13 protein-coding genes and 1 riboswitch are annotated in these 11,931 nt (G+C 39.8%); of the genes, 2 read left to right on the top strand and 11 right to left on the bottom strand.

The window, feature by feature from the left end; translation table 11 throughout:
- Position 1 precedes the first annotated feature (1 nt).
- The 11 genes from ACN6MV_RS14380 to ACN6MV_RS14330 form a co-directional block, all read right to left on the bottom strand.
- On the bottom strand, positions 2-739 hold the full coding sequence (locus ACN6MV_RS14380; protein WP_042127519.1) for an ABC transporter permease: 738 nt from the start codon (positions 737-739) through the stop codon (positions 2-4).
- On the bottom strand, positions 736-1,452 hold the full coding sequence (locus ACN6MV_RS14375; protein ID WP_419886604.1) for an ABC transporter ATP-binding protein: 717 nt from the start codon (positions 1,450-1,452) through the stop codon (positions 736-738). The genes ACN6MV_RS14380 and ACN6MV_RS14375 overlap by 4 nt, the downstream gene beginning before the upstream one ends.
- 157 nt (positions 1,453-1,609) lie before the next feature.
- Positions 1,610-2,914, bottom strand: coding sequence for a voltage-gated chloride channel family protein (locus ACN6MV_RS14370; protein WP_419886603.1), 1,305 nt, complete (start codon positions 2,912-2,914; stop codon positions 1,610-1,612).
- 67 nt (positions 2,915-2,981) lie between these two features.
- A riboswitch (Fluoride riboswitch) is annotated at positions 2,982-3,043 on the bottom strand.
- A 5-nt stretch (positions 3,044-3,048) separates the two neighbouring features.
- Positions 3,049-3,768 (bottom strand): YebC/PmpR family DNA-binding transcriptional regulator, encoded by a 720-nt coding sequence (locus ACN6MV_RS14365; protein WP_042127514.1) that lies wholly within the window; start codon positions 3,766-3,768, stop codon positions 3,049-3,051.
- A gap of 166 nt (positions 3,769-3,934) precedes the next feature.
- Entirely contained in the window at positions 3,935-5,062 is a 1,128-nt protein-coding gene (locus ACN6MV_RS14360) for a 5-methyltetrahydropteroyltriglutamate--homocysteine S-methyltransferase (protein WP_419886602.1), read from the bottom strand.
- Positions 5,063-5,202: 140 nt separating this feature from the next.
- Positions 5,203-6,312, bottom strand: a complete 1,110-nt coding sequence (locus ACN6MV_RS14355) for a 5-methyltetrahydropteroyltriglutamate--homocysteine S-methyltransferase (protein WP_076118479.1) — start codon at positions 6,310-6,312, stop codon at positions 5,203-5,205.
- A 16-nt stretch (positions 6,313-6,328) separates the two neighbouring features.
- Positions 6,329-7,261, bottom strand: a complete 933-nt coding sequence (locus ACN6MV_RS14350; RefSeq protein ID WP_042127507.1) for a LysR family transcriptional regulator — start codon at positions 7,259-7,261, stop codon at positions 6,329-6,331.
- Between the two features lie 122 nt (positions 7,262-7,383).
- Positions 7,384-8,499: a phosphodiester glycosidase family protein gene (locus ACN6MV_RS14345; protein ID WP_042127505.1), complete on the bottom strand. Its 1,116-nt coding sequence runs from the start codon at positions 8,497-8,499 to the stop codon at positions 7,384-7,386.
- Between the two features lie 178 nt (positions 8,500-8,677).
- The gene (locus tag ACN6MV_RS14340; protein WP_231574199.1) at positions 8,678-9,379 is read right to left on the bottom strand and encodes a hypothetical protein; all 702 of its coding nucleotides are present in this window, start codon (positions 9,377-9,379) and stop codon (positions 8,678-8,680) included.
- Positions 9,380-9,403: 24 nt separating this feature from the next.
- Positions 9,404-10,072, bottom strand: a complete 669-nt coding sequence (locus ACN6MV_RS14335; RefSeq protein ID WP_419886601.1) for an ABC transporter permease subunit — start codon at positions 10,070-10,072, stop codon at positions 9,404-9,406.
- On the bottom strand, positions 10,065-11,009 hold the full coding sequence (locus tag ACN6MV_RS14330; protein WP_419886600.1) for an ABC transporter ATP-binding protein: 945 nt from the start codon (positions 11,007-11,009) through the stop codon (positions 10,065-10,067). The genes ACN6MV_RS14335 and ACN6MV_RS14330 overlap by 8 nt, the downstream gene beginning before the upstream one ends.
- A gap of 185 nt (positions 11,010-11,194) precedes the next feature.
- Here ACN6MV_RS14330 and ACN6MV_RS14325 point away from each other — a divergent pair, with 185 nt between their 5' ends.
- Complete coding sequence (locus ACN6MV_RS14325; RefSeq protein ID WP_042127498.1) at positions 11,195-11,416, top strand: helix-turn-helix transcriptional regulator; 222 nt, start codon at positions 11,195-11,197, stop codon at positions 11,414-11,416.
- Entirely contained in the window at positions 11,397-11,843 is a 447-nt protein-coding gene (locus ACN6MV_RS14320; RefSeq protein WP_339291000.1) for a hypothetical protein, read from the top strand. Before ACN6MV_RS14325 ends, ACN6MV_RS14320 begins: the two co-directional genes overlap by 20 nt.
- The last annotated feature ends 88 nt before the right edge of the window (positions 11,844-11,931 follow it).

The raw sequence follows: 11,931 nt of genomic DNA, 5'->3' as shown, positions 1-11,931 counted from the left end.
CTCACTTCCATTTAAAGAATTTGATGGCGCTGCCTAAACCAATCAATATACATAAGACAAGAATGATAATACTAAAGAATAAGTGCTGAATTGACTCTCCAATCGAAACTTGTTTAAGTAAATGAATACCATGTGAAAGCGGAAGAATATCCATTATCCATTGGAGAAAACGTGGCATAATTTCATATGGAATCGTAGCGCCAGAGAATAGAAGCATTGTGAAGTAGACCACTGAACTCCATAAATTTGCAGACTTTTGATCAGGCACGACACTGCCGATAGCAATCCCAACACTGTACATCGCACACACAACAAATGCATAAGTTATCAGAAAGACTCCCCATGAGCCTCTCATTTCATAATCAAATAATAAAGTATATACAGTAGTTACGCCAATAAATGAAACTAGTGCTGAGGATAATTGAATAACAACTTGAGCAAACAATATATGTACTGGGGATACGGGTGTTACTTGGAATCTTTTTAGAATTCCTCGATGACGATAGTCAGCAATGGTAAGCGGTACACCCATTACGCCAGTGGCGAGTACCCCAATACAAATAACTGCAGGGTAAGAGATTTCAAACATGGATGCTCCGCTGGCAGACACATCTTTACTCATGACATATCCAAAAAGAGTCGCCAAAATGATCGGGAGTAGGATCCCAAATATAAGTATATCCATACCTTTCCAAACAAGTTTGCCCTCTATTTTTAGTAGCGTCCAAAATAATTTCATACCCATTCCTCCTCACCTGCAAAATATAAATAGGCATCCTCTAATGTTGGTTGTCCACTAAGTGTAATAATTTCTTGAATGGAACCAAAGGCGACCGTTTTACCGTCTCTTAAAATGATTAGTTGATCGCAGAGAGCTTCTACTTCGTCCATGTAATGAGAGGTGAGTACAATCGATAGTCCGTTTTCTTTCATAGTTAAAAGCTGTTTCCATAACATCTTACGCGCTTTTGTATCAAGCCCCGTTGTTAATTCATCTAAAAAAACGAGCTGAGGATTAGGCAAGAGGGCTAACAAAACTGCTAATCGCTGCTTTTCACCGCCAGATAGCGATCTTACTAGCTGCTTTTTCTTTTCATGCAGTCCAAAGGTTATAAGTAAAGGATCGATAGCTTGTGGTTTTTTGTATAAAGAACGCCATTGGATACAAGCCTCTTCTACGGTTAGGCGATCTTGAAAATTCGTATCTTGGAATTGTACGCCAACGTTTTGGAACACTTCCTTTCGTTCTGTGAATGGCGATTTCCCAAGTACATCGAGCCTTTGAAATTCGCTTTTCTCGATCCCTAGAATTGCAGCAATACTCGAGGGTTTCCCTGCACCATTAGCTCCTAGCAAACCAATTACTTCTCCTTCACCTAAATGAAAGTTTAAATCCTGGACAGCAACTTTATCTCCGTATCGTACAGAGAGATTTTTCACGGACAAAATCATAATCCCCACCTCATTTCAGATATTAGGTTTACACTATATCAAATGAAGTAAAGGCTGGTGGTTTATTGGAGGGTTTGTTTTTTGAACAAAAAAAAGAGAGGTTAGCTCATCTCTTGAACTAACCATCCTCTGACAGATGAAAAATATTTTCGAAAAATCATTTTCTTTTTTTAACACCATTTATCCTAGTCCCTTGAGGGATTGAAATGAGCTGACTCTTTGATACACCGATAAGCTGAGAAGTATAAATACTCGAATGTCCGGAGAATAAATAACTCACCACACAAGCGATGAACATATAAATTGCACCTTCCGAACCGAACAGCTCAATTCCCATTAAAAAGCATGCGATGGGTGTGCTCGTAGCTCCGCAGAAAACAGCAATGAATCCGAGCGCAGCTAAAAAGGGACCATACACATGTAATATTCCAGCCAAAGCATTGCCTAACGTGGCTCCAATCGCAAACAACGGAGTCACTTCACCACCCTGAAATCCTGTTCCCAAGGTAAAAGCGGTGAAAATCAGCTTCCATAAAAAAGCGAACGGCGAGACATCTCCCTCAAAAGAATCCTTGATTAAAGGGATACCAAGTCCCAGATAGTCGCGTGACCCTACAACGAATACCAACGCTATGATAATTAAACCACCTACTGCTGCTTTTATCATCGGATTGCTAATCATGGCGGTGAAGGTTCTTTTTAGAAAATGAGTCAGTTCACTGAAAAGCATACTCACAAGACCAAAAATAACAGAAGCCAATACCACTTTTAGAATAATCATTACACTTAAGGCAGGAAACTCATTCACTACATAGTGAGTATGATGAACGCCCCACAATTGAGTGGTGACCAGATCACCAACAAAGCTGGCCACAAAACATGGAAGTAACGCTTGTTGGCTAATTAGTCCAATCGTTACCACTTCTAGACCAAATAAGGTTCCAGCTAGTGGTGTTCCGAAAATAGAGCCAAAGCCTCCGCTAATCCCGCACATTAACAATATTTTGCGATCCAGCGGACTGATTTTGATTAATTTCCCAAACCACTCCGCGAGGCTTCCTCCCATTTGTACTGCGGTTCCCTCACGTCCGGCAGATCCACCAAACAAATGAGTTACCAGTGTTCCGAACAATACTAAGGGTGCCATGCGTAAAGGAATAGTCTCTGTACCATCCTGAATTTGTTCTATGATAAGATTATTTCCTTTAGCGCTGTTTTTTCCATAACGCATATATAAGAAACTAACAAGGACTCCTCCAAGAGGCAGCAAATAAAGCAGCCACGGATGCTCTAGACGTACATCTGTTACATAATCTAAGCTTTTCAGAAAGAATGCCGAGGCAGTTCCCGATAAAAGTCCAACCACACTTCCGAGTACAATCCATTTGATAAACGTAATCCATAGTGCAAAATGACTTCTTTTCTTAGCGAATTCAACCCATCGTGCAGACCATTGATTCATTACGACAGCCTCCAAAATCAGTATAAAGCAGTCCCAACAACAAAACAGACTCCTACCAGTGAAGCTCACACTGGTAGGAGTCATTAGTCTCATGAGACGGTTGAGGCGAACTCCATCGCCTTGTTATATTATTCTTAGTCTTCAAACTCCACGTTATGATACACCTGTTGCACATCTTCCAAATCTTCTAAAGCATCAATCAGTTTTTCAAATTGAGCTTGTGCATCTTCAGGAAGTGTTACATAGTTCTGTGGAAGCATGTTTAATTCTGCTACAGTAAATTCGGTAATTCCAGCATTTCTGAATACTTCTTGTACGGCATGGAACTGATCAGGCTCAGCATATACGATAACTGCTTCATCCTCTTCCAGTACATCACGAACATCAAGCTCTGCTTCGAACATCATCTCAATCACTTCATCAGCGGTTTTACCTTCCACACCGATAACAGCCGTTGAGTCAAACATATAGGCTACTGATCCGCTGACACCCATATTTCCGCCATTCTTACTAAATGTAGAACGAATCAAAGGTGCTGTACGATTAACGTTATTCGTAAGCGCATCGACGATAATCATCGAACCGTTAGGTCCAAACCCTTCGTAACGAAGGTCTTCATAATTCTCATCACCGCTGCCTTTGGCTTTATCCATTGCGCGGTCGATAATCGCTTTTGGTACATTGTAAGTTTTTGCACGTTCTAATACAACCTTCAGTGCCCGGTTTGCTTCTGGATCGGGTTCACCTTTCTTGGCTGCTACATAAATCTCAACACCAAACTTAGCATAAACGCGACTTGTGTTGGCGTCTTTGGAGGCTTTCTTTTCCTTAATATTATTCCACTTACGACCCATATTGTTCCCGCTCTCTTTCAACATGAATTAAAAACAATTGTTACTTATTATACCCTTGATTAATAGCTCTAGTAAAGTGCGCTGCTAGGTTAATCCTCTAAGCTGTCACAATACACTCATAAAAAAGGCCCCTGAATCGATCAGGAGCCTGCTAGTATTTATTAAATCAATGCCAAATTTCATCCGCAATCTCTTTAATAAATTGCAGTTTGTCCCACTGTTGCTGATCTGTCAAATGGTTTCCTTCTTCTGTAGAAGCAAAACCGCATTGTGGGCTTAGACATAGCTGATTGATGTTAACATACTGTGACGCTTCTTTAATACGCTCCACGATTTCTTCTTTATTCTCAAGCTCACCGGTCTTCGAGCTGAACAATCCTAGAACAACCTGTTGATTCTTGATAAATCTTAATGGTGCGAAATCACCTGCCCGATCCGTATCAAACTCCAGATAGAACCCATCAACATCCACAGTTCCGAATAACACTTCTGCGATTGGCTCGTATCCACCGGAAGCTGCCCATGTAGAAGCATAATTTCCACGGCATACATGCATGGTAATGACCATATCAGCAGGATGATCCTTAATCGCTTCATTATTTACGAATGCATACAACTTAGCAATTTCGTTAACATTTACACCCTCTTTTTGTCGCGCTTCCCAATATCCTTTGTCACATAGCATCCCCCATGTGCAATCGTCCAACTGAAGATTTCGACAACCCGCCACATAGAAGTCGCGAATCACTTCACGATATGCTGCGGCAATATCAGCAACTAGTTCATCTTGGTTATCGTAAACAGCTGCAGTGGTCTGGTGATTCCGTTGCAGCTCAGCGAGAAATTGTGCAGGAGAGGGAATCGTTTGACGCGCAACTACATCGTTACCGGCAACGCGAGCCAGTTGTCTGTAATCTGCGATCATTGGATGATTCGTACCGCGAATCTTGCCAGATAGGATTGCCGTTTCCGCTCTTGTCTCAATGCCATTGAATAAATAGCCTTCTTTGCTGACTTTCTTAGCTACGCCTTCCAGACCCCACATGAAGTCTAAATGCCACCAAGAACGGCGGAATTCACCGTCCGTTACTCCTTTTAAACCTACATCTTTTTGCTTTTTCACGACTCTGGCAATCTCCGTATCTTCAACCTTGCGCAATTCGTCTGCCGTGATTTCATTGTTTTGAAATTGAACGCGAGCTCTCTTAATTGTTTCCGGGCGTAAGAAGCTACCTACTATATCAACTCTGAAGGGTACTTCTGTTCTTTGCGTTCCTGTTTGAATGGTACTCATGGGGCCGACCTCCTTGATTCTCTGTGCTTGTTCTGTTGCATTCACTATAGCACTTCATCATCTAAGGCTGGTAACTCCTAAAAACTATGGCCTACCATAAGCTTACGCTATAGCAGGCCATCAGATTTACGTATTTTTACTTAAACCCAAATTTCTTGGGCGGTTTCGATTACGAGACGTATTTTATCCCACTGCTCTTCTTCGGTTAGAATATTCCCTTCCTCGGTTGAAGCAAATCCACATTGAGTACTTAGGCAAAGCTTCTCAATATCAACATATTGTGCCGCTTCTTCAATACGCGCTTTGAGCTGTTCTTTGCTCTCAAGACCCCCATGTTTCGTAGTTACTAGTCCCAACACTACAAATTGATCTTTAATAAAGCGTAAGGGCTCAAAATCACCCGCCCGCTCATTATCATACTCCAAGAAGAAGGCATCCACTTTAGTATTCGAAAAAAGCTCTTTAGCCACAGGCTCATAACCACCAGCAGCGAACCATGTAGAACGAAAATTGCCTCGGCATACGTGAAGTGCTATTGTCATGTCCTGCGGACGATTGGCAATGCTCTCGTTAATCAGCCTAACATAATCCTTAGCCAATTGATCTGGATCTGTACCTCTGCTGCGTAAATGCGCCCGATGTCTGCCACTACACAGTGTTCCCCAAGTTGTATCGTCTAACTGGAGGTAACGGCAGCCCGCATCATAGAACGCTTGGATTGCAGTTCGGTAAACAGCAATAATATCTTGAAATAACGTTTCCTGATCCGGATAAACCTCATTCCCGTTAAACTCCTCCACAAAATGAAATAAAGCGGGTGAAGGTATCGTCATTTTCGGAATTCGGTCTCCAGCCATTTGCTTCAAAGCGATAAATTGCTCGATCATCGGATGATTTTCAAAGGCAATTCGGTCCACAATTCGAAAAGATTCCGCGCGCTGAGCCGCTTCCGCTCTTCCTTGATTCAAGTTAATCTTTTCTGTCCCTTTAATCCCTACAAAAAAATCAAGATGCCACCAGGAACGGCGGAATTCCCCATCTGTGACCGCCAATAAACCCACTTCTTTTTCTTGTTCCAGAAGTTTGGCGATTTCAATATTCTCAATTTCATGAAGCTGACTGCCCGTGATTTCACCATTGTCATATTGGAGGCGGGCTGCTTTTATCTCATCCGTGCGTAAGAAGCTGCCAACGATATCGTAGCGAAAGGGTGGAGCATTTCTCTGGGTGCCAATTACGGGTCTAATCATACCGATCCTCCTACTGCTATAGTAAAAAATGATTTAGATCAAAATAACTTCCTGAAACCAGGTCATTCAAAATCTCGATATACTTAGATGCCATTACACTCGGTCTACGATCTTTATGCGCTATCCAGCCAACCGTAAATACTTCATTGCTCTCAAAAGGAATCGTCTTCAGGCCATCACCATTTAGATCAGACGCCAGAATTCCTGTGCCAACCGTATAGCAATCCGTACCCATTAATAAATTGGTCAGTGTCGCTCGGTCATTCACCTTAATATTCTTCTCAATTTGTGAAAAGCTTAACATTTCCTCTGAGAAATGCAGTGAATTGTTCTCACCCTGTTCAAAAGTGATATAAGGGAACGGTACAATATCATCCTGAGTAATAACTTCCTTACGAGCCAGCGGATGTCCGGTTCGAACATAAAGATGCGGATCCGTATTAAAAAGCGGTGTGAATTTCAGATTGCCGTCACTAAACAGTTTATTCATATGCTTATAGTTACTCTCGTTAATATAAAGAATTCCTAAATCACTGCGCAATGTACGTACATCCTCGATAATCTCGTAGGTTTGCGTCTCTCTCAAGCTAAAATTGTATTCCGAGACGTCATTCTGCTTCATGAGATTTACAAAGGCGTCAACCACAAAGGCGTAGTGCTGCGTAGAGATGGAAAAATAGATCGGACTACGCTTTTTCCCAGTATAACGATTCTCCATAAGCTCCGTCTGTTCAATAATTTGGCGAGCATAACCTAGGAATTCCATCCCCTCTACGGAAATACTGATCCCACGGTTGGTCCGCTCAAAAATCGTAATTCCCAGTTCACTTTCTAACTCTTTAATGGCATTGGACAGGCTCGGTTGAGAGACAAAAAGCTTCTTTGCCGCCTCATTCATGGAGCCACTATTTGCAATTTCGATAGCGTAGCGGAGTTGTTGCAACGTCACTCCTATTCCCCCTGTTCCAGACCTGTTAGTTCTGTATTCTGTTTCATGCTAGGTGATATCGTAGCATATTTTCATATAGCAATCCAAGATAATCCTTATCATAATTACGTATTAAGCGTGCTTTAGCGTGTACGCTTCTTAGCAGCATCAATTTTGGAGGGGTCAAGTCCCTTCCAAATGTTCGGCATATCAACCTGCTCCGGGTGCTCAAATACTAGAAAAGCCGTAGGTAAATATCGTTCCCCATATTGAGAGGATGGCTTGTTCATAATCTCGTTGTCTTTTACCAGCACGGTAGAAGAACCTCCATCCAAATTGGCAGCAATCACGGCTCCATGCTTAAGAAGGATTTGCTGCACATCGTATAGATTTGCTCCAATACTATAAGTAGGTTGTCTTCCATCGATGACAACAAAGATGATCGCTCCGTCTGCACGCTGACCCATCGCTGTTCTAGGTGCAATCCCCCACCCTTCAGCCGCGTTCTTAATCAATCCTTTTCCATTAACGATCAGACGAGGGCTAAAAGTAACGGCCTCCTGAACACCCATTTTACTAATCTCGTCTAAAGAATAATTCCCAGCAACCATTTTCCCTTGTTTATCAAGTCCTACGATTTGGGTGGATTTTTTGCCACCGAGACCGTTGTAATATAACTTACCTTGTGAAATCACAATACCAATAGGTTTAAATCCATTACCTTTCCAGTTAGGATCGGCAAATCCACCACCGTTAACTCCAGCAATAGCACCTGTGCGCTTCACCATGCTAGTTACTTTCTCACCTGACCCTACCTTATCTGGAATTCCCAAACGGACTTTTGTAGGATCATTAACGATCATGACATATCCGGAATACCCAGTACCTGATACATTTTCTATCTCGACTAGTGGTTTCTCTTTTACTTCTGGTTCAGGAGTGATAGTGTGTGTGTCCTTTTCGACCCCCATCTCTTCAAATAGGGAGCTATATTCAGTCACTCTGTCCTTTAATCCGTCCTCGCCAATTATATATTTAGCCATGTAGCGGTGCTGTGTTGTAATCAGTGTATCAGCGATTGAATAGCGCAGATTTTTAGCCGAAGGTGCAAAGTAAAACCAGCCGCCTCCAGCAATCAACAAAATTAAGCAAAATAAAAACACTTTAGATAGTGTACGAAAAAAACTCCGTTTCTTACGTTTTTTGGTTGGTTTCTTTTTGCGTACGGTGGAACGTTGAGGTAATGATGAAGTGCTCACTTCTTTTTCCTCCCTGACTATTTCGGAATTTGAAAATAACGATCTAACTTTATCATAGACGATAAATTCCATAAAAAGTTTCTGTTAAGGAAATTACTAGTTATAATTAGTTTCTAAGCATACACAAAAATATCGCCGTACGATTCTCATCATACGGCGATTGTTTGTTAGTTTTCCTTTATAATTTCGCCATTATTTGCGGTCTCTTTATTCGCTGCAACACATAATAAATCAAGAATAGATTTATTCCCAGCAAAATAATCATAATCCCTGCTGACCATTCTAATGGATGCTTTACACCAAATGTAACCAGTAAAGAAGGTACCATCGTCAAGAAGCTTAATGCTGAAGCAATATGTAATCCTTGGCGTGGCTTTTGCATTACCATGGATAATATTCCAGTTATAAAGATCATGAATATACAAATCAGAAGATTATCAAAGATTAATATACTTTGAGCTGTTGAGAACCAAATGAGGCTAGTTTCATGCATAAAAACAAATTGGATGAAGTTTGCTGTCAGCCAAGTAAACAATGACGACACTACCAGCATTACTAGTGAAATCAGGATTGCAATCATACTCTTTCCAATGAACATTGACTCTGTTCGTATTGGCGTTGACAATAAAGATTCAAAGGTTTTATATACTTTTTCTCCTCCAATCGAATATGAGATCATATTTACTGTTATTCGAGGCACACCTAGAGCCATAATGATGATTGGATAATAAAAGTTCAATTCGCCAAAATAAATATAGGCAAGCATCGTAAAGATGGCTGGTGCAACGATTAAGAAAAGCATGCTAAACCGAAATTGCTTTAAAGCTACGAAATATTTCCATTCATGATGAAGAACACTAGACATTTGTGATTTCATCAAAAACACCTACCTTCTTATATGACTCTACAAAAAATACGAACGATCCATTTTCTTAACTTTTATAAAGATAAAATAAGAGTTAACCCCTACCAAAACGACTAAAAATACTGCTGATAGTAAATAAGTAGCCACCATCAAATGCTGAGTAAATAAATTAAAAAGAATAACAATATAAATATAAATCGGATAAAAAACTATGCTTAGCTTACTAATCGCCTTCTGGATATCGTCAGAAGTACTGGATCGATCTACTCCTATTAAAGTGACGGCTAATAAAATATGAAAAAATAGAATCAACATACCTACCCATTCCCAAAAATTGATTTGAAAAGGCTCATTTGTGAAACCCTTCACTAATAGCATTAAAACGAATATTGATAAATAACAAACTCCACTGCTAACGATGCAAAACATACATTTTCCATAAAATAGGCTTCTACTCTTAATTGGTGAGGATAATAATGTTTCTATCGTTTTCATTTCTTTCTCACCCGCAAAGCTGTTGGCTGTCCATTGCTTTAACAGAGTAAGTGGAAATAAGATTGATCCGCTCAACAAAACAGTATCGTTCATTCGAAGCACAGGAGCAACGATCCCTATGAGAACTACAGCACATAAATGAAAGATCAGAGCACCTTTATCCTTGAAATACTCTTTTATCTGCATCCTAAAGACGGTTTCTATTTCATTCATTTGGTTTCTCACCATTTTCTACCTGCATATACAGCTCTTCGAGGTCAAATCCCTTTGTTTCAATATTCTTCACATCTATCTCTAATGTAGCTAACACTTTAATCAACTTCGAAATCGCAATATTTTCTGTTAGTTCAACGATAATCGTGTTTTGCTGTACCTTGTATTCAATATTTATTTCAAGACTAGATAACGCCTTATGAAGACGTTCCAAATCAGCGGACAAATCTTGGTTGCAGATAATACGGACTTTACTTTTGGCTTGCTCTTTCAATGCTGCCATTGTGTTAGTATATACGTTTTTCCCATGTCGCATTATTGTGATCTTATTGCAGATCTTTTTTACCTCTTCTAAATTGTGTGTGGTCAAAATAATGGTGGTCCCGTACTTCTGTGCTAAATCATGCAGCATTACTCTTAAATGATCAATGCTTACTGGATCTAGTCCATTCGTGGGCTCATCTAATAGAAGGATTTTGGGTTTGTGAAGTAAGGCTCTAGTTAAAGCAACCTTCTTCTTCATCCCTGTAGAAAAGCCCTTAACAGGCAAATGCTTCTTATCTAGTATTTCAAAATCACTCAATAGCTCGTCTATTCGTTTGTCGTAATCACTACGTTTCATACCATATATTTGAGCAAAATAACTTAAGTTATCATATACACTCAAAGGCTCATATAACCCAACGTCTTCTGATAAAACACCACACATTTTACGAACAGTGTCACCCTCTAAATTAGGATTACAACCAAATACAGATACCTCTCCCTCATCAGGCTCTAAAAGTCCTAATAAGAAACGAAGAGTAGTTGTTTTCCCAGCTCCATTATGTCCCAATAAGGCGTAAACATCTCCCGCCTGTATGGAAAGGCTCAATCCATTAATAGCATTTACACGCCCGAATGTCTTTTTTACATCTTTCAGTTCAATTTTCCGCATCGCACAATCCTCCTTAATAAACCCAAAATAAGTATAGCAGACTATACATAGATTGTATAGTTAACTATACTTATTTTGATTGTGATAAATTTTTTTATTGATATAATAAGAAAGTACGACGTTGTCGTTTTCGGTTTTCATCATGAAAGCAATTTTCGATATTATTTAATACATGGGAGCAGGACATGAAAACAAGAATAAGAGAATTGCGAAAAGAGCGAAAAATATCTCAAGAGGAATTAGCAAAAGCGGTTCGTGTCACTCGGTTAACCATTATTTCAATTGAGAATGAAAAATACACAGCTTCTTTAATCCTTGCTTATAAAATAGCTAAGTATTTTGGATTAACGATTGAGGAAGTATTTGATTTCTCTGAGGTGGAGGAAAATGATGAATCAAAAATATAAAGCGAGGATTCAAAAACGTTTACGTACCAAAATAGTTATCGCTGTTATTGGTGGACTTGCTGTAATAGGCACCTATATTATTAAATTGCTAAATACCACGGCAGATTTTGCTTCTATTGATGCGTATATCACAGGATTTTTCTTTGGTATTGAAGGCGTCTGTGTAATGAACATAATACAGCTTAGAAAGCTGCTTAAAGACGAGAATGCGCTTGAAGAAATGGTAATTTATGAAGAAGATGAAAGAAATCAAAGCATCAAATTAAAAGGTTACAACTCCACTATAAATTTAATGATTTGGTTGCTTTCATTTGGAAGTATTATCTCATCTTTCTTCAACCAGGTTATCTTTTTCACATTGGCAAGTGTTCTTGTGGTCCTGTTAGTCGTGTCTTCATTATTCAGATGGTTTTATACTAGAAACTGAGTGGGGTACATAAGCTCCCTCCTTCCAATTAAAATAGCTGTCTCAGTAGTAGAATTTCTACTTGTGAGACAGCTCCTTTGCACCTCTT

The sequence above is a fragment of the Paenibacillus sp. B-A-8 genome (genome assembly GCF_048572915.1).
Taxonomy (GTDB): Bacteria; Bacillota; Bacilli; order Paenibacillales; family Paenibacillaceae; genus Paenibacillus_AQ.
This window is presented reverse-complemented; position numbering and strand designations above follow the sequence as displayed.